Source organism: Achromobacter sp. B7 (genome assembly GCF_003600685.1).
Classification (GTDB): Bacteria; Pseudomonadota; Gammaproteobacteria; order Burkholderiales; family Burkholderiaceae_B; genus Achromobacter; species Achromobacter spanius_B.
The window spans coordinates 3,560,191-3,582,799 of the sequence record NZ_CP032084.1; the positions used below are offsets into that span (position 1 = coordinate 3,560,191).

Sequence of the window (22,609 nt, forward strand, 5' to 3'; positions counted from 1 at the left end):
CAATCGGCCAATCCGCGTTCAGGTCCGGAATGGCCACAGGTGAAAGAAGCGACGCACGCGCCGCCAGATTTCCGCGAGCCCATGCGGCTCGAAGATCAGGAAGCCCACGATCAGCAGGCCAAAAACAATGGTGCGCACCGGCGATACCAAGCGCAGCGCGTCGCCCCCTACGGGCAGCCAACCGACGATCAGCTTGAGCAGTTCCGGCACCATCGTCATAAAGACCGCGCCCAGGATGGCCCCCAGGATCGAGCCCATGCCGCCCACGATGATCGCAGCCAGGAAAAAAATCGACATGATCAGCGGAAAGCTCTCGGGCGTGACGACGCGAAAGAAGTACGCCCACAAGCCGCCCGCCACGCCCGCATAAAAAGACGACAGCCCGAACGACAGCAGCTTGTAGCGCAGCAGGTGGATGCCCAGCACTTCGGCCGAGATATCGCGGTCGCGGATGGCGATGAAGGCGCGGCCGATGCGGGTGCGAAACAGGTTGGCAGCGCCCAGCACCATCAGGATCGTCACGGGCACGATCAGCCAATAGATCTTGAACGACGTGTCCAGGTCCACGCCCAGCAAGCGCGCGGGGGGCACCTGCAAGCCGGTGGTGCCGCCCGTAAATTGCCAATTGGCAAAGATGAAATGCGCGATGAATGACGCAGCGATGGTGGCGATGGCCAGGTACAAGCCCTTCACCCGCAACGACGGGATGCCCACCAGCAGCCCGCCCAACATGGCCACCACCCCGCCCCCCAGCAAATTGACCAGCACCGGCGTACCCAGGCGCAGTTCCATCACCGCCACCGTGTACGCGCCCAGCCCCATGAACGCGGCTTGACCCAGGCTGACCAGCCCGGTGTAGCCCGTCAGGATATTCAAGCCCGTGGCACTGGCGATATTGATGGCGACCAGGCAGGCCAGGTACAACCAGTACGCGTCGGCCACGAATGGGAACAACACCAGCGAAGCCGCCAGCAAGGCCAGCCACACGTGCTGGGTGCGCGTATCGAACAGAGCCTCGTCGGCCAGGTAAGTCTGTTTCGCGGTCGCGATGCGCATGGGTCAGAGCCTCTCGATTTCACGGGTGCCAAACAGGCCGTAGGGCCTGACCATCAGCACCACGACCAGCACGATGAAAGTGGCCAGCAGCTTGAATTCGCCACCCAGATAGGCGCCTGCCCAGGCTTCCAGCAAGCCGATGAACACACCGCCCACCAGCGCCCCCGCCACGCTGTCCAAGCCGCCCACGATCACCACCACCAACACCGACAGGCCGAACACGCCCATCGACGAAGAGATGCCGCCGATGGCGCCCACGATCACGCCCGACACCGCCGCCAGCGCGCCCGCCGCCACCCAGGCCAACGAGAACACGCGCGGCACGTTGATGCCCATCGCATAGGCCGCGCCCTGATCGGACGCCGTGGCGCGCAAGGCCACGCCGCCGCGCCAGTAGCGAAACACCACCAGCACCAGCAACGCCAGCACCACCGCCACCCAGAATCCGTAGAACACCTTGGGCGCAACAAACGCCTCGCCGATCATCACGGGCGAGCGCGGCATGAATTCCGGCAAGCGCCGTTGATCCGCTGTCCAGATCAGTTCCACCACCCCCACCAGAATCGAGGCCAGGCCCACGGTCACCATGAATACCGAGATGGGCGCTTCGCCCAGCATCGGCCGTATCGTCAGCCGTTCGACCAGCGCGCCCAACGCGCCCGACACGACGACAGCACCCACAATGGCCAGCCAGATGGGCCACTGCATGCCGGTGGCAAACGCGTAGAACACATAGGCGCCCAGCATCAGGAATTCACCGATGGCGATGTTCACGACGCGCGTGGCCTTGTAGACGATGACGAACGCCAGGGCAGCCAGCGCGTACAGGCCGCCACTGCCCAGTCCCGCCAGGGTCACTTCCAGGAAGAACAGCGCATCCATCACGCGGCCTCCCGCAGGCGGCGGCGCAGGTCGCCCACATCCCCCGCGCCCAGATAGGCTTTGATGACCTCGGGGTTGGCTTGCACCTCGGCGGGCGTGCCATCGGCAATCACCTGGCCAAAGTTCAGCACCACGACGTGATCCGACAGGTCCATCACCATGCCCATGTCGTGCTCAACCATCAGCACCGTCACGCCCCACTCGGTGCGCGCATCCAAGATGAAGCGCGCCATGTCGTCGGTTTCTTCGCGATTCATGCCGGCCACGGGTTCGTCCAGCATCAGCACCTTGGGCTGCATGGCCAGCGCGCGGGCCAGTTCCACGCGCTTTTGCAACCCATAGGACAACGCCGCCACGGGCGCATGGCGGATGTGGTCGATTTCAAGAAAGTCGATGATGCGTTCTTCGATGTCAGCCCGCAGCGCCATTTCTTCGCGGCGCGCGCGGCCCAGGTACAGCAGCGCATCCAGCACGTTGGTGCGCAGGTGCGCGTGGCGCCCCAGCTTGATGTTGTCCAGCACCGTCATGCCGCGAAACAGCGCGATGTTCTGAAAGCTGCGCGCCAGGCCCATTCGCGCGCGCTCGGGCGCCGCCACGCGACTGATGTCGCGGCCTTCAAATCGGATCTGGCCTGCAGCCGGCTTGTAGAAGCCGGAAATGGTGTTGAACAGCGACGTCTTGCCTGCGCCGTTGGGGCCGATGACGGTGGTGATGGTGCCGGGCGCCACCCGGAAGCCCACGCCCGTCAGCGCTTTTACGCCGCCAAAAGCCAAGGTAACGCCATCCACCTCCAGCAAGGGAGCGTGTTCGGACTGATCCACCATTTGTCTCCTCGCTGATTGATCGCGAAGTTATTTGCCGCCTTGTGGCGGACATTTTTTTGGGCGATGAATCGGGCGACCCGCCAGGCAGGCGATGCAACGAACCTGTCTTTTACCTACGCCAATCCAGCGCCGGAAAATCGTTCAATGCGACAGTGCTATGCGGCAGTGCTATGCGTTACGCTAGGCCTGCTTAAAACAAAACCAAGCAAGCGCTCGGTTCAGACCATAGCATCGCGGTTTTTGGATCGACAGTTGGTACTTACCCGATAACGGAGACACGCCATGACCCAGGAACTTCCCACGTTCGATTCCGTGCTGCTGGAGGCGGACGGCACGCTGGCCACCGTCACGCTGAACCGCCCCGACACGCTTAACGCCATCGACGTCGCCATGGCGCGCGACCTGCAACGCGCCGCGCAATGGCTGGAAACGCAGAAGGATATTCGGGTCGTTCGGTTGCGTGCGGCGGGCAAGGCGTTTTGCGCCGGCGGCGACATCAGCATGTTCACCGGCGAAGCGGCGCAGGTGCGCGCGACCTTGCTGGACCTGTTCACGCCGCTGAATGATTTCATCGCGCGCATCGCACGCATGGACAAGATCTGGTTGGCACAAGCGCATGGCGTCGCGGCGGGCGCTGGCTTGTCGCTGGTGCTGGCCTGCGATCTGGCCATTGCCGATAACGACACACGCTTCATGACTGCGTACTTGAAGCTGGGCGCAACGCCCGACGCGGGTATGACGCACGGGCTGGTTCGCGTGCTGGGCGCACGGCGCGCGCTGGACCTGCTGCTGCGACACGATGCCTTCACGGCAAGCGATGCGTTGGCATGGGGCATTCTTAACCGCAGCGCGCCCGCTTCGGATCTGGCTGAGGCGGGTGCACGCTACGCCCAGGAACTGGCCCGCCACGCGCCGCATGGAATTGCAGGTGCGAAGGCGTTGCTGCGCAGCGCGCAGCACGCCACCTTGGAGACGCAACTGGCCGAGGAGACGGCGCGCTTTTTGGATTCCGCGGGTCGGGCGGACTTTGCCGAGGGCGTGCGCGCGTTCCGCGAAAAACGCGCGCCGCAGTTCAAGGGGTAATAGCCCGGGCAGGGGCGTTAGGGGTTCGTGAGCGGCGCGCGGCCTTCATGGACCCTCCCCGCCGTTGTTGTTCCCTACGCTTCCTTCCAAACCGGCGCACGCTTTTCCACGAACGCCGACAGTCCCTCAGCGGCATCCAGCGTGGCGGCAGCGTTGCAAAACACCTCGACAGCGGTCGCCAGCTTGCGGCGGTAGTCGTTATCGTTGGCAAACACGAACGCGCGGCGGCCCATGGCCAGCACCTGTGGCGGCTTGCTTGCCAACGATTGCGCCAACTGGCGCGCCTGCGCCAACAACTGGGCTTCTTCTTCAACGCGCGCCACCAGGCCCAGCGCGTGCGCTTCCTGCGCACTGAATGTGCGGCCGGTAAAGAGCAGATCAAACGCGCGATGCTTGCCCACGATGGCAGGCAGATGCGCGTAGTGAATGGCCGGCAGCACACCAACATCAATCTCGGGATACCCGAACGTGGCGTTGTTGGCCGCCACGATCATGTCGCTGGAAATGGCCACCGTCATGCCGCCGCCGCGCACGGCGCCCGACACCACGGATATCGACGGCTTGGTCAGGTTGAATTGCGCGTCGTAGAGCTTGACGTACAGCCGGGACAACAGCGCATGGATTTCGCCGGCTGAACTGGCCATCAATTTCTTCATGTCCAACCCGGCGCAGAAGCGGCCGGGAAGATCGCTGGCCAGCAGCACCGCGCGCACGGCCGTATCGGCATTGGCGCGCTCCAGCGCGGCGATCAACGCATCCAGCATGTCCACATCCAGTGCATTGACCGGCGCATGGCACAGGTGAATCTCGGCGATCCGGTCGCGCACTTCGTAGCGTAGATGGGTCAAGATGGTTCTCCGAGTGCTGTGTGGGGCGACGCTTGGGCTGCTTGTTGGGGTGCTTGCTGGGGGGCTTGCTGGGGGGCTTGCTGGGGGGCTTGCTGGGGGGCTTGCTGGGGTGCTTCCTGCACGCTGCCGGCGGCAAGCAAGGCGTCGATGTCGTCGGGCGTGTAGCCCAAGTCTGCCAGAATCTCGCGGCTGTGCTGTCCAAGCAGCGGCGCAGGCATGGCGGCGTGGCGCGGCTGCTTGCCGAACCGCACGGGCAAGCCCACGTTCTGAACCGTACCCAGCACTGGATGCTGGCTGCTGACGATGAGTTCGCGTGCCGCCACCTGCGGGTGCGACAGCGCCTGGTCCAGCGTGTGTATGGCCGAACAGGCAATGCCGGCGGGCTTGAGCGTGGCGATCCAGTCGGCCACCGTTCGCGTCGCAATCCGCGCCTGCACCAATGCCACGGTCGCGTCAAAGTTGCGCACGCGCGCCGCGTTGCTGGCGAATTCCGGATCGTTCACCTTGTCCTGCAAACCGGCGACGGCACAAAAGCGCTGCCATTGTGCGTCATTGCCCACGCCCAGCATCAGGTCGCCATCCGCCGCGCGAAACGCCTGATATGGGCACATCGCCGGGTGGCCCGTGCCCATGCGACGCGGAATCTGGCCAGTGCGCCAATAATTCTGCGCCATGTACGACATCAAGCCCAATGAGGTATCCAGCAACGACACGTCCAGATACTTTCCTTGCCCCGTCTGCGCACGCTGAAGCAGCGCCGCCAGAATGCCACTTAACGCAAACGACCCGGTGCCCAGGTCCACCGGCGAAAAGCTGGCGCGGGCGAAGTTGCCGCCCGGCTCCCCCATGGTGCTGATCATGCCGCTGAAGGCTTGCAGCATCACGTCATAACCGGGCTCGTCACCCATCGGACCTTCGCGGCCATACCCGGAAATTTCGCAATAGATCAGCGCCGGATTCAGGCGGGCCAGCGTCTCGTAGTCAACGCCGAGCCGCGCGGCGGTCTTGCCGCCGAACCCCTGCAACACCACATCCGCCTGCTGGGCCAGCCGATGCACCACTGCCCTGCCCGCGTCGGATTTCAAGTCGACGGCCAGGCTGCGCTTGTTGTGGTTGACGGCCAGGAACGTGGCGGATTGCCCGGTGTCCTGCGGCAACCAGGCGCGCGTGTCGTCGCCGGTGCCCACGGGCTCAACCTTGATGACGCGCGCGCCCAGCTCGCCCAGATACTGGCCGCACAACGGGCCGGCCAGCACCTTGCTCAGATCCAGCACCGTAATGTCTTTCAGTGGCGCCATGCGCGTAGGAGTCGGCATGTTCATCATTCAGCCTTCAATCCGACGGTGTGGGCGGCATGGGTCCATTGAGCCGTTTCACGCTTGAAGAACGCGTCAAGCTCGGCCGGCGGCACGGACAACGCTTCGGCGCCACGTTCCTGCATGGCCTTGCGATACGCTTCACTGGCCACCACATTGGCCACGGCCGTGCGCAGCTTTGCCACGACCTCGGGCGGCGTGCCGGCCGGCACTTGCAGCGAGAACCAGAACTTCAAGTCCAGTGCCGCGTAGCCGGCCTCTTTCAAGGTGGGCACATCCGGCAGCAGCGGCGACCGCGCGCCCGACGTGATGGCCAGGGCCCGCAGCCTGCCCGCCTGCACCTGCCCGATGCTGGTCGACATGCTGTCGAACAGAAAATCGACCTGGCCGCCGATCACATCGGTCACGGCGTTGGCGCTGCCCTTGTATGCCACGCCCACGGCGTCAAACTTCGCCAGCTTCTGCAACAGCGCGCCATACACATGCGGCGAACTGCCCGGCCCAAACGTGGCGTAGCTCAGGCCATGAGAGGCTGCGCGGCCACGCTCCACCAGCTGAGCCAGCGTCTTGACCGGAGTGCGCTCCGGGTTGACGACCAGCAGGTTCGGCATGGCGCCGGTTGTGCCAACCGGCACATAGTCGGTCAGCGGCTGCATGTTGGCGCTGGGATACATCAACGGGTTGATGGCCTGCATGCCAACGGTGTTGTGCATCAGCGTGTAGCCGTCGGCGGGCCCATTCAGCACACTTTGATAGCCGACGTTGCCGCTGGCGCCCGGCTTGTTCTGCACGATGACTTGCTGGCCCAACTCGCGCGACAGCGGATCAGCCACCAGGCGTGCGATGAAATCCGTGGGGCCGCCCGCGGAAAACGGCACCAGCAACGTAATGGGTTTGGACGGCCAGGTATCCGCGACCGCGGGCGTTGCCAGAACCGCCGCGGCAATCGCGGTGGCCAGTGCTTTCATCAGCGCCATGATGTCTCCTTGTGTTTTTTCGATGGTGGCGGCTGCATTATGCAAAGCGGGTAGTTATATGAGAAATACCGTTTTTATATGCGGGCTATCATAAAATTGTTATAGGCAATCCCGACCAGGACCTTTCAATGTCGATGTCGATTCGTGCAATGCAGTGCTTTGTTGCGGTGGTTTCAACCGGCTCGATCAGCCGCGCGGCGGCCGCGCTGCATGTCGCGCAGCCCGCGCTTAGCCTGTTGATCCGCAACCTCGAAGAAGATTTGGGCGTGGTGCTGCTGCACCGGACATCGCGCGGCGTCACCGCCACCGCCGCTGGGGCACGACTGTTGTCTCACGCCCGCGAGATACTGGGCCGCATCGACGCGGCGCGCGCCGATGTGCGCGAAGACCTGGTCGCCCCGCGCGGCACGGTGTCCTTGGCCATGTCAATGTCCATGGCCAAGCTTGTGGCCGTACCGCTGCTGCGATTCAGCCTGCAAACCTGGCCCGACGTCTATTTGAAGATCATCGAATCCAGCACCGGATACATCCCGGGTTTCGTCAGTTCGGGACACGCCGACCTGGGCCTGACGTTCAGCGACGACGCGGCCGTGGACCTGCATTTTCAGCATTTGATCGATGAGGAACTGGTGGTGGTGTCGCCACCGGCAGCACGCGGTGGTGCAAAAGCGTGGTCCGGGCAGTTGGCCGCGTTACCCAAGATGGGGTTAGGCGCCCTGGCCAAACTACCGCTGGTTTTGCCCGGCAATCCACATAGTTTGCGGCGGCTGCTGGACAAGTATCAGCAGCAGGAACGCACGGCGTTTCGCGTCATTGCAGAAGCCAACGCGATCCCGCAATTGATAGAACTGGTTCACGCCGGGCTGGCGCACACGATCCTGTCCTACGAAGCCGTGCGCAAAGAGGCGATGCGCGGCGAGGTGTCGCTGCGCCGGATAAAAGCGCCGCGCCTGACGCGGCCGGTATTCCTATGCCGTTCGGACGTGCTGCCGCTGTCCATGGCGGCCAACGCCGTGGCGGACCGGGTAAGCCGGATCATCATCGATGGCGGCTTGCCCGGTTAGCTCGCGTGTCAGATCAGGCCGGCGCGCTTCTCGACCGCCTGCGCCCAGCGCCGCGCCACGGTCGGCGAGGTTGCGCAGGTGGCGGAGTCGGTCACCACGCGCACGGCGCGTTCAAGCAGTTGAATGTCGGCCTCGTGCTGGCGCGCCACATGCGGGTCTTCGAAGAAGATCACGCGCTGGCACTGATGCTCAAGCACCAGTTCGGCAATCTGCGCGTCGCCGCCCAGCGGACCGCTCAGGTAGCGATGCACCCACGGCGTATCCTTGGGCCACCCGCGCGACCATGCCAATTCGTTCAGCCGGCCGCCTGTGGTGCCTGTCGCCACGCGCCGGGCAAACTGCGACAACACGTCGAAATGCTCGCTGGCAAACGCCACCATCTCGTCTTTGAGCGCATCGTGCGCGATCATGGCCAGCGTCTGGCCCGTAAAGTTGAACAGACGCGACACGGACGCATCAGGCGCCAACCCGGCATGCACGCGTTCCACTTCCATCCATTCGATGGCACCGGCCACCGTTGAAATAAACGGTCGGCCATGCGTGATGCACTGACGCTTTAACGCCAAGGCTTCCGGGAAAATCGACGACGGATCCACCGGGTCGATCAGATAGATAGCGCCGTCGAACGGCGCCTGCCCGTCGCGCCCTTCGGTCACGCGCGCCACCAGCTTCATCAGTCCGCCTTCGCGCCCGTAGGGATACCGGATCAGCCCGCTGTAGCCCTGCAACATCCCTTCGCGCACGATGGCGTCATGGGTGCGGCCGACGGTGTGCAGTTGGACGCCCAGCTCGCGTATCGTGGACGAGCACGCGCGCAACCAGGTGAACAAAGCGGCATCGGGGGTTTCGTGGTGCAGCCGGTTGGCGGCCAGGCCAAAGCGCAATGGAGCAGCGGGCATCAGTAGACTCGGACAAGGTGGAACACAACGTACGGATCCTTGATGATAACGTGGCCGCTTGACGGCGGCACGGCGGCACGACGGCCGCGCAAACAAAAACGCCCCCATCCGGGAGCGTTTTTGTTTGATGCGGTCAGTCCGCTTCGTCGATCCAAGCCATCTGGATGGCTTCAAGGATTTTTTCGCCACAGTGGGCGGGGTCGTCGTTGAAACCAGGCAAGGCCATGACCCATTCGCGCAGCTGCGTGAAGCGCAGCGTTTTGGGGTCCACGTCAGGATGCGCGTCGACCAGGGCGGCCGCAACGTCGTAGGTATCGGTCCACTTCATCAATGGCCCTCTTTGGCATGGTTGATGGTGTACTTGGGAATTTCAACCGTCAGATCAGCATCGGTCACCAGCGCCTGGCACGACAGGCGCGACGTGGGCGTCAAGCCCCAAGCCTTGTCCAGCAAGTCCTCTTCGTCGTCCGTCGCGTCTTCCAGTGCGGAATAGCCCTGCTTGATGACCACATGACAGGTGGTGCACGCACACGATAGTTCGCAGGCGTGCTCGATGTCGATATGGTTGTCCAGCAAAATGCGGCAGATCGACACGCCCTTGGGCGCGTCCTCGATTACGGCGCCTTCAGGACAGTAGTCGGGATGAGGCAATACAGTCAGTTTCGGCATAGCGTCTTATCAGGCAATCTCATCAAGTTTTCGACCCGCCAAGGCGGCGCGAATGCTGCGGTCCATGCGGCGCGCGGCGAAGTCGTCGGTTGCGGCCGACAAGGCCTGCACGGCGCCCTTCACGGTGTCCACATCGTCGGCAGCTTGGGCGTCGATGGCGGCTTGCAGGCATTCATCAACGCGGCGGCGCTCGTCGGCGTCCAGAAGGTCGCCGTCAACCGCCAGCGCGGCTTGTACGGACTCCACCAACTGGCGCGCGTCCACTTGCTGCTCGCGCAACATGCGGGCGCGGGCGTCGGTATCGGCTTGCGCCACGCTGTCGGCCAGCATCTGGGCAATTTCGTCGTCGCTTAATCCGTAAGACGGCTTGACCGACACGGCGGCCTCGACGCCCGTGCTTTGCTCGCGCGCAGTCACGCTGAGCAAGCCGTCGGCATCCACCTGGAACGTCACGCGGATGCGCGCGGCGCCCGCCACCATCGGCGGAATGCCGCGCAGTTCGAAGCGAGCCAGGGAACGGGAGTCCGCCACCAGGTCGCGTTCGCCCTGCACCACATGAATGCTCATGGCGGTCTGGCCGTCCTTGAACGTGGTGAACTCCTGGGCGCGCGCCACGGGAATGGTGCTGTTGCGCGGGATCACCCGTTCAACCAGCCCGCCCATGGTTTCCAGACCCAGCGACAGCGGAATCACGTCCAGCAGCAGCCAATCTTCACCCGGTGCGCGATTACCGGCCAGCAGATTCGCCTGCAACGCCGCGCCCAGCGCGACGACTTGATCCGGGTCCAGGTCGGTCAGGGGCTCCGTGCCAAACACCTTGCCCACTGCGGCCCGCACGACAGGCATGCGCGTCGCGCCACCCACCATCACCACGCCTTTCACGTCCGCCGGCGTCAAAGACGCATCGCGCAGCGCGCGGCGCGCGCAATCCAGCGTGCGTTCGATAAGCGGCTGGGCCAAGGTTTCGAATTCGGCGCGGGTCAGTACCAGATCCACGTTGCGGCCGTCGGCCAGCGCCAGCTTCAGCGTCGCGCTGTCCGCGCTGGACAAGGCTTCACGCGCGGCGCGCGCAGCCATCAACAAACCGCGCCGGTCAGCGGCAGAAAACTCGCCGGCCGCCAGCTTGGCCACGGCGTGATCGACAATCAACGCATCAAAATCGTCACCCCCCAGCGCCGTGTCGCCGCCGGTGGAGATCACTTCGAATACGCCCTGCGTCAGCCGCAAGATGGAAATATCAAAGGTGCCGCCGCCCAGGTCATAGACGGCATAAACGCCTTCCGATGCGTGGTCCAAGCCATAGGCGATGGCGGCAGCGGTCGGTTCGTTCAGAAGGCGCAGCACGTTCAGCCCGGCCAGCCGCGCGGCGTCGCGCGTTGCCTGGCGCTGGGCGTCGTCAAAGTAAGCGGGCACGGTAATCACCGCGCCCACCAAGTCATCGCCCAATACGTCTTCGGCGCGCTGACGCAGCACCGCCAGAATCTGGGCCGACACTTCAACAGGGCTCAAATCGCCCTGCACCGTGCGGATCCGGACCATGCCGGGCGCGTCCACAAATTCATAAGGCGCACGCGTGGCGCGCGCCTCTTCCAGCGAACGGCCCATGAATCGCTTCACGGAAACTACGGTATTCAAGGGGTCTTCGGCTTGCTGCGCGAGGGGCTCGCGGCCCGTTGTGACCTTGCCACCCGGCAGGTAGCGCACCGCCGACGGCAGCAGGGCATGGCCCTGCGCATCGGGCAGCACTTCAGCCACGCTGCTGCGCACTGCCGCAACGAGGGAATTGGTAGTGCCCAGATCGATCCCCACCGCCAGCTTGCGCTGGTGCGGCGCGGGCGATTCACCGGGCTCGGATATCTGCAATAAGGCCATGATCTATTTTTTTCTGGTCAGTTGGCGGCGATGTGCAGGCACCCGGTGCTCGGGCGCCACAACGCAGCGTTGGCTATCCAGCGGGCTGGGCGTGCGCCAGCTCTTGCGCCAGTTTTTCCACGAACATCCATTCGCGTACCTTAAGGCCCGCGGCGGCATGGTCGTGCTCATCGTCCAGCAGGCGCTTGAGCGTGGCGCGCATCGACACGCGAGCCTCGTCCAGTTCCGCGCGCAGGGTCGCCAGCGCGTCAGCGTCGTCACGCGCGTCGTCCAGCATTTCGCGCCACGTCATCTGCTGCATCAGGAACGCCGTGTCCATGGACGTGTTGCTCTCGGTCTGCAAGTCCACGCCCGCCTGTTCGCACAGATAGCGGGCCCGCAGCAAGGGATCGCGCAAAACGCGATACGCCTCATTGGCACGCGCCGCCCATTGCATGGCGACACGGCGCTCGGCGGGGCTGGCGGTGGCATAGCGATCGGGATGCACCTGCGCCGCGACGGCTCGCCACGACGTTTCCAGTGCTTGCGCATCCAGGTCAAAGCGGGCCGGCAAGCCGAACAGGCTGAAGTGGTCGTCTACAGCCAAGACTTACACCGTGAACGACTCGCCGCAGCCGCAGGTCGCCTTCTCGTTGGGGTTGCGGAACTTGAAGCCTTCGTTCAAGCCTTCGCGGGCGTAATCAAGCTCGGTTCCGTCCAGGTAAGCCAGGCTTTTGGGGTCAATGAAGACCTTTACGCCGAAGCTTTCGAACACGACGTCTTCCGGCGCCGAGTCGTCCACATATTCCAACTTGTAGGCCATGCCGGAACAGCCCGTCGTCCTAACGCCGAGCCGCAAGCCGATACCCTTTCCGCGCTTTTGCAAGTAGCGGCCGATGTGGGTGGCAGCCTGTTGGGTTAGGGTAACGGACATGATCAGCCTGCCACCGCTTCGGCCGGGGCCGAATGCTTCTCTTTGTAGTTCTGCACCGCGGCCTTGATAGCGTCTTCGGCCAGGATGGAACAGTGCACCTTCACCGGCGGCAGCGCCAATTCTTCGGCGATCTGCGTGTTGCGGATGTTCATCGCTTGATCCAGCGTCTTGCCCTTGACCCATTCGGTCACGAGCGAGCTGGACGCAATGGCGGAGCCGCAGCCGTAGGTCTTGAAACGCGCGTCTTCGATCACGCCGGCTTCATTGACCTTGATCTGCAACTTCATGACGTCGCCACAGGCGGGCGCGCCGACCATGCCGGTGCCAACCGATTCGTCCGACTTGTCGAACGAACCGACGTTGCGCGGGTTTTCGTAGTGATCCAGAACTTTGGTGCTGTAAGACATGTTATTTCTCCACGTATTTCTTGGCGCGGGCGCTTAGTGCGCGGCCCACTGCACGGTGTTCAAGTCAATGCCTTCCTTGGCCATTTCCCACAGCGGCGACATATCGCGCAGCTTGCCAACGCGGCTCTTGAGCAATTCAATCGCGTAGTCCACTTCCTTTTCGGTCGTGAAGCGGCCGAGCGTGAAACGGATGGAACTGTGCGCCAGTTCGTCATTGCGGCCCAGGGCACGCAACACGTACGACGGTTCCAAGCTGGCAGACGTGCAAGCCGAGCCGCTGGAAACGGCCAGTTCCTTGATCGCCATGATCAGGGACTCGCCTTCGACATAGTTGAAGCTGACGTTCAAGTTGTGCGGTACACGCTGGTCCATGTCGCCGTTCAGATAGACCTCTTCGATCTGCGACAGGCCATTCCACAGGCGATCACGCAGCATGCGGATGCGCTCGTTCTCGGTACCCATTTCTTCGCGCGCCAGGCGGAAAGCCTCGCCCATGCCGACAATCTGGTGCGTAGCCAGCGTGCCCGAGCGGAAACCGCGCTCGTGGCCGCCACCGTGCATTTGCGCTTCGATACGGATGCGCGGCTTGCGACGCACATACAGCGCGCCGATACCCTTCGGGCCGTACGTCTTGTGCGCCGAAAACGACATCAGATCAACCTTCAGCTTTTGCAGGTCGATTTCCACCTTGCCAGTCGCCTGAGCGGCGTCGACGTGGAAAATGATGCCCTTTTCGCGGCAGATTTCGCCCAGCGATTCGATGTCCTGGATGACGCCGATTTCGTTGTTCACCATCATCACCGACACCAGCACCGTATCAGGGCGCAGCGCGGCTTTGAACGTGTCCAGGTCGATCAGACCGTCGTCCTTCACGTTCAGGTAGGTAACTTCAAAACCCTGGCGTTCCAGCTCGCGACAGGTGTCAAGCACTGCTTTGTGCTCGGTCTTGACGGTGATGACGTGCTTGCCGCGTTCCGCGTAGAAATTCGCAGCGCCCTTGATGGCCAGGTTATTGGACTCGGTCGCACCAGAAGTCCAGACGATCTCTCGCGGGTCGGCGTTGACCAGCTTGGCGACTTCTTCGCGGGCGCGTTCGACGGCTTCTTCCGAATCCCAACCATACGCATGGCTACGGGAGGCCGGATTGCCGAAGTTCTCGTACAGCCACGGCACCATCTTGTCCACGACGCGCGGGTCGACGGGGGTGGTGGCCGAATAATCAAAATAAATCGGACGGGTGGTCATGTCTACAACTCCTGATACTGCTTATACGGTGGCGTTAGCCGCGACGGTCGTGGTCGGGGAATTGGCAGCGGCATTGGCGCCGCCCACCCGATTGACACGTACTGCGCAGGCCTGCGCTTGATTGCTGGCTTCCTGCAACTGGCGCACGCGCTGCTGATCGACCAGATCTTGCAGGGACACCGAATCCAGGTAATCGACCATCTTGCGGTTCAACGTCGCCCAGAGTTCGTGCGTCATGCACTTGCCGGGCTTGCCGTCATTGCCGCTTGTACAGTCGCGCTTGCCGCCACAGCTGGTGGCGTCCAGCGGCTCGTCCACTGCAAAGATGATGTCCGCGACGGTCACATTGCGTGCAAGGCGCGCAAGCGAATAACCGCCGCCCGGGCCGCGCACGCTGTCCACGAGTTCGTGGCGACGCAGTTTCCCGAACAGCTGTTCCAGATAGGAAAGCGAGATGTTTTGACGCTGGCTGATGGCCGCAAGAGTGACCGGGCCGCTGTGCTGGCGCATCGCGAGATCGATCATGGCAGTCACGGCGAAACGCCCTTTGGTAGTTAGCCGCATGGTGGGTTCCCTGTGATTCGGCAATGGCCGCCAGCGAATCCGGCGGTCAATACCCGAGTAATTGGGTCAAGTATAGCCTATTCCCGACTAATTTGGTATGGCTCCTGGCCAGAAAAAACCGCGCTGTTGCGCGGTTTTTTCGTTGCCATGTACCCCAAGAGCCGCACTGTGAGCGGCTCTACGGAAAAGCGGTCAGGCCGCTTGGTACTGGGTAGCGCGCTTGCGGACCAATTCCAGGACACCTTGGCAGGCGTCTTCCAAGTAGTCGAGAACCTTGCCAAAACCATCCGCGCCGCCGTAGTAAGGATCGGGCACAGTGGCCTCTTCAAACTCATTGGCAAAGCGCATCAGCAGCATCAGCTTGTGCTGATAGGTCTTGGGGCACTGCTGCTGCATCGCAGACAGGTTGTCCCAATCCATGGCGAGGATAAGATCGAAGTCGCGGAAATCCTCTGCGGTGACCTGACGGGCCTCACAGTGCGTGATCTCGTAGCCGCGTTTACGCGCCGCAGCCTGCGCCCGGGCATCAGGCGCCTCGCCGATATGAAACGCATGCGTGCCCGCAGAGTCAATGCGAACAACGTCGCTCAACCCCGCGTCATTCACCAAATGGCGAAACACGCCCTCTGCGCTCGGCGAGCGACAGATATTGCCCATGCAAACGAAAAGTACCTTGGTCATCATGGGAGTAAGTGTGAGGGAAAACCCGAGATAAGGCAAGCTTTTTTTGCAAAGAAACAAATGAGTAAAGGTCGGCCGGAGCGTTCACAAGCCCCTTTAATATCAACGGGTTATCGGGATATTTGAACGTCACCCCTCCACTCCCAGTGGGCGCCAGGCGCCCTTTCCTGCTCGGCGCGCATATCGATCGTCCTGCGCACCATTTTCAGCATTATGTCAGCTACCTGTCAGCCCATACCGACGCGCTGCGCTGCGCTGCGCGGCGCGGCGCGGCGCGAGCGCTTATACGGCCCCATCAAGAAGAACACGTTGCTTCAGCGCGGTAAGCGCATCGCGTGCGGCAGCGGCCTGTTCGAACTCCAGGTTTCGAGCATGGTCCATCATCAGCTTCTCCAAGCGCTTCAACTCGCGAGCCAAGGCCTTCTCGTCCTTGAGGAACTCGGCCGGCACGGCGGCTTCGAGGGCGTCGTGCTGCACTGGCGCGACGATGCCGTCGATCAGCTCACGCACGGCCTTGCGGACGCCGCGCGCCGTAATGCCATTGTCGATATTGAACTGCAGCTGCTTTGCGCGCCGACGGCTGGTTTCCTCCATCGCGCGCTGCATCGAATCCGTAATACGGTCTGCATAGAGAATGGCGTGGCCGTTCAGGTTGCGGGCCGCGCGGCCAATCGTCTGGATCAAGCTGCGCTCGGATCGGAGGAAGCCTTCCTTGTCGGCGTCAAGAATTGCCACGAGCGAAACCTCGGGAATATCCAGCCCCTCGCGCAGCAGGTTGATGCCCACCAACACATCAAAGGTGCCTAGGCGCAGGTCCCGCAGAATTTCCACGCGCTCGACGGTATCAATGTCGGAGTGCAAGTAGCGCACCTTGACGCCGTGTTCGCTAAGGAAATCCGTCAAATCTTCGGCCATGCGTTTGGTCAGGGTGGTGACCAGCACCCGCTCGCCCACCGAAACCCGTGCCTTGATTTGGCCCAACAAATCGTCCACCTGGGTGCGAGCTGGCAATACCTCGACCAAAGGATCGACCAAGCCGGTGGGCCGAACGACCTGCTCAACGACGTTGTCAGCGTGTTCTTTCTCGTAAGCCGCTGGCGTGGCCGACACGAACACGCATTGGCGCATCCGCGCCTCGAATTCTTCAAGCTTGAGGGGCCGATTGTCCATCGCGGAGGGCAACCGGAACCCATATTGCACCAACGTTTCCTTGCGCGACCGGTCGCCGCGATACATGGCGCTGAGCTGGCCAATGGTCACGTGGCTTTCGTCGATGAACATCAGCGCGTCGGACGGCAGGTAATCGATCAACGTGGGTGGCGGGTCGCCTGGTGCGGCGCCGGACAGGTGGCGGGAGTAGTTTTCGATCCCCTTGCAAAAGCCTAACTCCTGCAGCATTTCCAGATCGAACCGCGTGCGCTGTTCCAGACGCTGGGCTTCGACCAGATGACCGTCGTCCACGAAGCGTTTGACACGCTCTCGCAGTTCCACCTTGATCGTTTCAATCGCGCGCAGAACCGTATCGCGCGGGGTGACGTAATGCGACCCGGGATACACGGTAAACCGTGGCAGCTTTTGCCGAATGCGGCCCGTCAGGGGATCAAACAACTCCAGGCTTTCGATCTCGTCATCAAAAAGCGTCAGGCGCAGCGCCAGCTCGGGGCTTTCTGCCGGGAAGATGTCGATGGTTTCGCCACGGACCCGGAACGCCCCCCGCGTGAATTCGGCGTCATTGCGGGTGTATTGCATGGCAACCAGACGCGCCAGGATTTCCCGCCGCGAGATCTGGTCACCGCTGCGCAGAATCAAAACCATCGCGTGGTAGTCGCCGGGATTACCAATACCGTAGATGCAAGACACCGTGCCGACAATAATAGTGTCCCGGCGTTCAAGCAGGCTCTTGGTAGCCGATAGACGCATTTGTTCGATGTGCTCATTGATGGACGAATCCTTTTCAATGAACAGGTCGCGCGTCGGGACATAGGCCTCGGGCTGGTAATAGTCGTAGTACGAAACGAAATACTCGACCGCGTTCTTCGGAAAGAACTCCCGCATTTCGGCATATAGCTGCGCCGCAAGCGTTTTGTTGGGCGCCAACACCAACGCAGGGCGTCCCAGCCGCGCGATCACGTTCGCCATGGTGTAGGTCTTGCCCGAGCCCGTCACGCCCAGCAGCGTCTGGAACATCAGGCCGTCTTCGATACCCTGGGTCAACCCGTTGATCGCGGTAGGCTGATCGCCGGCCGGAGGATAGGGCTGGAACAGCTGGAACGGGCTACCGGGATATTCCACAAAGCGCGGTTCCGCGCCAGCAACGGGCGGTGCGTCAGCCGATACTGGTACCACGGCATTTCCAGCGAGATTCTGGGCCAGATCTCCCGCGCCGCTCGGGTCTATTGGGCTGTTTGGCATGCTAGACTGTTCCAGGGTAAACCCCCCATTATCCACAGCACCTCGTACTGCGTCCACCCATCCTCATCAGAGTCCCATGAGCAACCTTTTCGATTCCGTCGAACTCGCGCCGCGCGACCCCATTCTTGGTCTGAACGAACAATTCAACGCGGACACGCGTCCGGGTAAAGTCAACCTGGGCGTGGGCGTGTACTACGACGACCAGGGACGGATCCCCCTGTTGGGCGCCGTTCGCAAGGCCGAAACCGCCCGCATCGAAGCGGCCGCCGCTCGCGGCTATTTGCCCATCGAAGGCATCGCCGGCTACAACCAGGGCGCTCAAGCCCTGTTGCTGGGTAAGGATTCCGCGCTGGCCGCAGCCGGTCGCGTGTTGACCACCCAAGCGCTGGGCGGCACCGGCGCGCTTAAGATCGGCGCCGACTTCCTGCGCCAATTGCTGCCCTCTTCCAAGGTGTTGATCAGCAACCCCAGCTGGGAAAACCACCGTGCGCTGTTCGAGCGCGCCGGCTTTGAGGTCGGCACGTATTCGTACTATGACGCTTCCACCCGCGGCCTGAACTTCGAAGCCATGCTGGCGGACTTGAAGGCAGCCCCGGCGCAGACCGTCGTCGTGCTGCACGCGTGCTGCCACAACCCGACCGGTGTGGACCCCACGCCGGAGCAATGGAAGCAGATCGCCGCGGTTGTGAAGGAAAACAACCTGGTTCCGTTCCTGGACATCGCCTACCAGGGCTTTGGCGAGGGTCTGACCGAGGACGCCGCTGTCGTGCGCATGTTCGCCGATCTGGACATGACCATGTTCATCAGTTCGTCGTTCTCGAAGTCGTTCTCGCTTTACGGTGAACGCGTGGGCGCACTGACGATCGTCGCTGGCAGCAAGGAAGCGGCGGGCCGCGTCCTGAGCCAGCTCAAGCGCGTCATTCGCACCAACTATTCCAACCCGCCGACCCACGGCGGCACGGTGGTGTCGACGGTGCTGAACACGCCGGAACTGTTCGCCATGTGGGAAGAAGAACTTGCCGGCATGCGCGACCGCATCCGCCTGATGCGCAAGCAATTGGTGGAAAAGATCAAGGAACACGGCGCCAAGCAGGACTTCAGCTTTGTCCTGCAGCAACGCGGCATGTTCTCGTACTCGGGCCTGACGTCGGCTCAAGTGGATCGCCTGCGCGAAGAGCATGGCGTGTACGCGGTGTCCAGCGGCCGCATCTGCGTGGCTGCGCTGAACAGCGGCAACATTGACAAGGTAGCTGCCGGCATCGCCGCCGTGCTGTAACGCCTGCCTGTACGGGCCGTCCGCGGCCCTGTTATGACGTAACGGAGCCCTATGGCTCCGTTTTGCTTTCGGGCCCGCCGCCGGCTTGCTTTTTTCCGCTACGTCCCCCAGAATGGCGCTGTATATATGTACAGTCCGCTCATACCGGATCATCGCCATGGCCAGCAAACTCACCGACCGCCAGCAACAAATCCTGGACCTCATCCGGCAGACCGTCACGCGCACAGGCTTTCCGCCGACGCGTGCCGAAATCGCCCAGGCCCTTGGTTTCCGCTCACCGAATGCGGCAGAAGACCACCTTAAGGCATTAGCCCGCAAGGGTGCTATCGAGCTCACCGCCGGCGCCTCGCGCGGCATACGCTTGAAAGACGGGCCCTCCCAGTCTCAGACCTCCCTGGCCATACCTTCGTTAGCGCAGTTGCTGCTGCCGTTGGTCGGGCGCGTTGCGGCAGGCAGCCCTATCCTTGCGGCCGAACACGTCGAACGCGAGGTTGGCGTGGACCCCCATCTTTTTGCCCAAGCGCCCGATTACCTGCTGAAGGTGCGCGGCATGAGCATGCGGGATGCGGGCATTCTGGAAGGTGACTTGCTTGCGGTGAAGAAGGCCTCTGAAGCGCGCAACGGCCAGATCGTCGTGGCACGTTTGGGCGACGACGTGACGGTCAAGCGCCTGCAACGCACCAATGGGCACATCGAACTGCTGCCGGAAAATCCGGACTTTCAAACCATCATCGTTGAAGCAGACCAAGAGTTCGCGCTGGAAGGCATCGCCGTCGGTCTAATCCGTACGCACGCGTTGCACTGACGCAGCACGGGGTGGATCAGGCACGGTCTGCCTAGCCTCGCCGTAGCGTTCGCCCGGCAACGGCCATAACCAAAGTTACCGCGAAGGCCAAAATGATGGCCATAAAAAAACCCCGCCACATTGAACTGACCCCCGAAAGTTGGACGTAGATCCAACCTTTCGGGGGTTTTCACATGGCGGGGTTTTTTGTTGGACGACCATACTTCGGGCGCCCAGCCATACCAGCTGATCAGTGCTTCAGAACCGGGTCCGTCGAGCCGGGCTCGGCAGGCTTGGTCACCAGCGCGTCTTTGACGGCTTCTTCCTCGGCCAGCGGCTCCGGCAGACGCTCCAGCGCCAATTCCAGCACCTTGTCGATCCAGCGGACCGGCACGATCTCAAGTTGGTTCTTGACGTTATCGGGGATCTCCGCCAAGTCCTTGACGTTTTCCTCTGGAATCAAGACCGTCTTGATACCGCCACGGTGGGCCGCCAGCAGCTTTTCCTTCAGGCCACCGATAGGCAGCACTTCGCCGCGCAGCGTGATCTCACCGGTCATGGCAACATTGGCGCGCACCGGAATGCGCGACAACGCCGAAACCATGGCCGTCGTGATCGCGATACCCGCGGACGGGCCGTCCTTGGGCGTCGCACCTTCCGGCACGTGGACGTGCATGTCGTGCTTCTCGAAGACGCTGTCGGCAAAGCCCAGGCGGCGAGCGCGGGACCGCACCACCGTGCGAGCCGCTTCCACCGATTCCTTCATCACGTCGCCAAGCGAACCCGTACGCTGGATCACGCCCTTACCCGGCATGTCCGCCACTTCGATCGTCAGCAGATCGCCGCCGACCTCCGTCCAGGCCAGACCGGTCACCTGACCAATCTGGTTTTCCTTCTCGGCCATCCCGAAGGTATAGCGGCGCACGCCCAGGTAGTCGCTCAGGTTGTCGCCCGTGACGTTGACCGGCTTGACCTCGATGGTCTTGCCTTCCGCCTTGGCGCGATCATTCTGGGTCAGCAACTGCTTGATGACCTTGCGGCAGATCTTGCCCACTTCGCGTTCAAGGGCGCGCACACCGGCTTCCCGGGTGTAATAGCGAACGATATCGCGCAGCGCGCTGTCATCGACCGTCAGTTCGTTGTCCTTCACGCCGTTGTTCTGCATCAGCTTGGGCAGCAGATGGTCGCGAGCGATATGGATCTTTTCCTCTTCCGTGTAACCGGACAGGCGGATCACTTCCATACGGTCCAACAGAGCCGGCGGGATGTTCAGCGTGTTGCTGGTGGCCACGAACATGACGTCGGACAAGTCGAAGTCGACTTCGATGTAGTGGTCCTGGAACGTGTGGTTTTGTTCCGGGTCCAGCACTTCAAGCAACGCCGAAGAAGGATCGCCGCGGAAGTCCATGCCCAGCTTGTCGATTTCATCAAGCAGGAACAAGGGATTGCGCACGCCGACCTTCGACATGTTCTGCACGATCTTGCCGGGCATCGAACCGATGTAAGTACGGCGATGGCCTCGGATCTCGGCCTCGTCACGCACGCCGCCCAGCGCCATACGCACGAACTTGCGGTTCGTGGCCTTGGCAATGGACTGGCCCAGCGAGGTCTTGCCGACGCCCGGGGGGCCGACCAGGCACAGGATCGGTGCCTTGACCTTGTCTACGCGCTGTTGCACGGCAAGATATTCGAGAATGCGTTCCTTGACCTTTTCCAGACCGTAATGGTCGTTGTCCAGCACCGTCTCGGCGTTGGCGATCGAGTTGTTGATCTTGCTCTTCTTCCTCCAGGGGAGGTTGATGAGCGTATCGATGTAGTTGCGCACCACGGTGGCTTCGGCCGACATGGGCGACATGAGCTTGAGCTTCTTGAGCTCGGCATCGGCCTTTTTACGCGCCTCTTTGGGCATGTGGGCAGCGATGATCTTCTTTTCAAGCTCTTCGATGTCCGCGCCCTCTTCGCCCTCGCCCAACTCCTTCTGAATGGCTTTGACCTGCTCATTCAAGTAGTAGTCGCGCTGGCTCTTTTCCATCTGCTTCTTCACGCGGCCGCGAATCCGCTTTTCGACCTGAAGAATGTCGATTTCGGTTTCCAGCTGGGTAAGCAGACCTTCAAGGCGCTCGGACGTGCCGACGATCTCGAGCATTTTTTGCTTCTGCTCGAGCTTCAGCGGAAGATGCGCGGCGATCGTGTCAGCCAGGCGACCCGCATCGTCGATGCCGGCCAACGAGGTCAGGATCTCCGGAGGGATCTTCTTGTTGAGCTTTACGTACTGTTCGAACTGGGCAACGATCGCGCGGCGCAGGGCCTCGGTTTCGGAGCCCTGCATGGCGTCCGGCTCGATCGGCGTCACCTGGCAGGTGAAATGCGAATCGGCATCTTCGATGCTGTTGATGCGGGCACGCTGAGTGCCTTCGACCAGAACCTTAACGGTGCCGTCGGGCAATTTGAGCATCTGGAGGATGCCGGCAACGCAGCCGATCTCGTAGACGTCTTCGGGGGTGGGATCATCCTTGCCGGCGGATTTTTGGGCCACCAGCATGATGCTTTTGCCCGCTTCCATCGCAACCTCGAGCGCGCGAATAGAGCGCGGACGGCCGACGAACAGCGGGATGACCATGTGCGGAAACACCACGACGTCGCGAAGTGGGAGCAAAGGCAGGTCGATCGGGTCGGAAGGCAGGGTCTGGCTGGCAGACATAGGAGGTTCCTCGGTATGACTCGGCGTATCGGGGACGGGGAGCCTGGGAGAGAGTACCCGGGCTATCCGCGTCAGTTACGTCTGTTATGGGAACAATAGCCGAAAATTCAAGATCCCGGCTGCCGGATAGGCAAAA

The 22,609-nt window shown here is 62.4% G+C and carries 22 protein-coding genes; 4 read left to right on the forward strand and 18 right to left on the reverse strand.

Annotation, left to right across the window (positions count from 1 at the left end; genetic code table 11):
* Positions 1–18: 18 nt before the first annotated feature.
* Genes DVB37_RS15915 through DVB37_RS15925 form a run of 3 tightly spaced genes read right to left on the reverse strand, consistent with a single transcriptional unit; the run spans position 19 to position 2,762 of the window.
* Positions 19–1,056 (reverse strand): branched-chain amino acid ABC transporter permease, encoded by a 1,038-nt coding sequence (locus DVB37_RS15915; RefSeq protein WP_046805785.1) that lies wholly within the window; start codon positions 1,054–1,056, stop codon positions 19–21.
* A 3-nt stretch (positions 1,057–1,059) separates the two neighbouring features.
* Positions 1,060–1,938, reverse strand: a complete 879-nt coding sequence (locus tag DVB37_RS15920) for a branched-chain amino acid ABC transporter permease (RefSeq protein WP_046805786.1) — start codon at positions 1,936–1,938, stop codon at positions 1,060–1,062.
* A complete protein-coding gene (locus tag DVB37_RS15925) occupies positions 1,938–2,762 on the reverse strand; it encodes an ABC transporter ATP-binding protein (protein ID WP_162941222.1) in 825 nt (274 codons plus the stop codon). Before DVB37_RS15925 ends, DVB37_RS15920 begins: the two co-directional genes overlap by 1 nt.
* A gap of 282 nt (positions 2,763–3,044) precedes the next feature.
* Here DVB37_RS15925 and DVB37_RS15930 point away from each other — a divergent pair, with 282 nt between their 5' ends.
* Positions 3,045–3,845 carry an enoyl-CoA hydratase/isomerase family protein gene (locus tag DVB37_RS15930; protein ID WP_120156159.1) on the forward strand — a complete coding sequence of 267 codons (801 nt, stop codon included), beginning with the start codon at positions 3,045–3,047 and terminating at the stop codon, positions 3,843–3,845.
* A 74-nt stretch (positions 3,846–3,919) separates the two neighbouring features.
* On the opposite strand, the gene DVB37_RS15935 is transcribed toward DVB37_RS15930, so the two are convergent.
* The 3 genes from DVB37_RS15935 to DVB37_RS15945 are packed head-to-tail and all read right to left on the reverse strand — an operon-like array spanning position 3,920 to position 6,986.
* Positions 3,920–4,693, reverse strand: coding sequence for an enoyl-CoA hydratase/isomerase family protein (locus tag DVB37_RS15935; RefSeq protein ID WP_120156160.1), 774 nt, complete (start codon positions 4,691–4,693; stop codon positions 3,920–3,922).
* Positions 4,690–6,009 carry a CaiB/BaiF CoA-transferase family protein gene (locus DVB37_RS15940; protein ID WP_240433892.1) on the reverse strand — a complete coding sequence of 440 codons (1,320 nt, stop codon included), beginning with the start codon at positions 6,007–6,009 and terminating at the stop codon, positions 4,690–4,692. The genes DVB37_RS15935 and DVB37_RS15940 overlap by 4 nt, the downstream gene beginning before the upstream one ends.
* A 5-nt stretch (positions 6,010–6,014) precedes the next feature.
* The gene (locus tag DVB37_RS15945; RefSeq protein ID WP_120156161.1) at positions 6,015–6,986 is read right to left on the reverse strand and encodes a tripartite tricarboxylate transporter substrate binding protein; all 972 of its coding nucleotides are present in this window, start codon (positions 6,984–6,986) and stop codon (positions 6,015–6,017) included.
* Positions 6,987–7,114: 128 nt separating this feature from the next.
* Between DVB37_RS15945 and DVB37_RS15950 the strand changes: the two genes are divergently transcribed.
* Positions 7,115–8,050, forward strand: a complete 936-nt coding sequence (locus DVB37_RS15950) for a LysR family transcriptional regulator (RefSeq protein WP_162941223.1) — start codon at positions 7,115–7,117, stop codon at positions 8,048–8,050.
* Between the two features lie 8 nt (positions 8,051–8,058).
* Here the strand turns inward: DVB37_RS15950 and DVB37_RS15955 are convergent, their stop codons facing one another.
* The 11 genes from DVB37_RS15955 to uvrB all read right to left on the reverse strand — a co-directional run bounded on the left by DVB37_RS15955 (position 8,059) and on the right by uvrB (position 17,712).
* Positions 8,059–8,949: a methylglyoxal synthase gene (locus DVB37_RS15955; RefSeq protein WP_046805789.1), complete on the reverse strand. Its 891-nt coding sequence runs from the start codon at positions 8,947–8,949 to the stop codon at positions 8,059–8,061.
* A gap of 133 nt (positions 8,950–9,082) precedes the next feature.
* A complete protein-coding gene (gene iscX, locus DVB37_RS15960) occupies positions 9,083–9,277 on the reverse strand; it encodes a Fe-S cluster assembly protein IscX (protein ID WP_046805790.1) in 195 nt (64 codons plus the stop codon).
* Positions 9,277–9,618, reverse strand: coding sequence for an ISC system 2Fe-2S type ferredoxin (fdx, locus tag DVB37_RS15965; protein WP_046805791.1), 342 nt, complete (start codon positions 9,616–9,618; stop codon positions 9,277–9,279). The genes iscX and fdx overlap by 1 nt, the downstream gene beginning before the upstream one ends.
* 9 nt (positions 9,619–9,627) lie before the next feature.
* Entirely contained in the window at positions 9,628–11,490 is a 1,863-nt protein-coding gene (hscA, locus tag DVB37_RS15970) for a Fe-S protein assembly chaperone HscA (protein WP_120156162.1), read from the reverse strand.
* 73 nt (positions 11,491–11,563) lie between these two features.
* Positions 11,564–12,076, reverse strand: a complete 513-nt coding sequence (gene hscB / locus DVB37_RS15975) for a Fe-S protein assembly co-chaperone HscB (RefSeq protein ID WP_120156163.1) — start codon at positions 12,074–12,076, stop codon at positions 11,564–11,566.
* A gap of 3 nt (positions 12,077–12,079) precedes the next feature.
* Positions 12,080–12,403 carry an iron-sulfur cluster assembly protein IscA gene (gene iscA, locus DVB37_RS15980; RefSeq protein WP_006220173.1) on the reverse strand — a complete coding sequence of 108 codons (324 nt, stop codon included), beginning with the start codon at positions 12,401–12,403 and terminating at the stop codon, positions 12,080–12,082.
* A gap of 2 nt (positions 12,404–12,405) precedes the next feature.
* A complete protein-coding gene (gene iscU / locus DVB37_RS15985; RefSeq protein WP_006220174.1) occupies positions 12,406–12,810 on the reverse strand; it encodes a Fe-S cluster assembly scaffold IscU in 405 nt (134 codons plus the stop codon).
* A 33-nt stretch (positions 12,811–12,843) separates the two neighbouring features.
* A complete protein-coding gene (locus DVB37_RS15990) occupies positions 12,844–14,055 on the reverse strand; it encodes an IscS subfamily cysteine desulfurase (protein ID WP_046805794.1) in 1,212 nt (403 codons plus the stop codon).
* A 21-nt stretch (positions 14,056–14,076) separates the two neighbouring features.
* Positions 14,077–14,619, reverse strand: coding sequence for a Fe-S cluster assembly transcriptional regulator IscR (gene iscR / locus DVB37_RS15995; protein ID WP_006220176.1), 543 nt, complete (start codon positions 14,617–14,619; stop codon positions 14,077–14,079).
* A 192-nt stretch (positions 14,620–14,811) separates the two neighbouring features.
* The gene (locus tag DVB37_RS16000) at positions 14,812–15,303 is read right to left on the reverse strand and encodes a low molecular weight protein-tyrosine-phosphatase (RefSeq protein ID WP_046805835.1); all 492 of its coding nucleotides are present in this window, start codon (positions 15,301–15,303) and stop codon (positions 14,812–14,814) included.
* A gap of 279 nt (positions 15,304–15,582) precedes the next feature.
* Positions 15,583–17,712 (reverse strand): excinuclease ABC subunit UvrB, encoded by a 2,130-nt coding sequence (gene uvrB / locus DVB37_RS16005; protein ID WP_240433893.1) that lies wholly within the window; start codon positions 17,710–17,712, stop codon positions 15,583–15,585.
* Positions 17,713–17,788: 76 nt separating this feature from the next.
* Here uvrB and DVB37_RS16010 point away from each other — a divergent pair, with 76 nt between their 5' ends.
* On the forward strand, positions 17,789–18,988 hold the full coding sequence (locus DVB37_RS16010) for an amino acid aminotransferase (protein WP_104145018.1): 1,200 nt from the start codon (positions 17,789–17,791) through the stop codon (positions 18,986–18,988).
* Between the two features lie 157 nt (positions 18,989–19,145).
* A complete protein-coding gene (gene lexA / locus DVB37_RS16015) occupies positions 19,146–19,793 on the forward strand; it encodes a transcriptional repressor LexA (RefSeq protein ID WP_046805797.1) in 648 nt (215 codons plus the stop codon).
* A 229-nt stretch (positions 19,794–20,022) separates the two neighbouring features.
* Here lexA and lon read toward each other — a convergent pair whose 3' ends face one another.
* On the reverse strand, positions 20,023–22,473 hold the full coding sequence (gene lon, locus DVB37_RS16020) for an endopeptidase La (protein ID WP_046805798.1): 2,451 nt from the start codon (positions 22,471–22,473) through the stop codon (positions 20,023–20,025).
* Positions 22,474–22,609 lie beyond the last annotated feature (136 nt).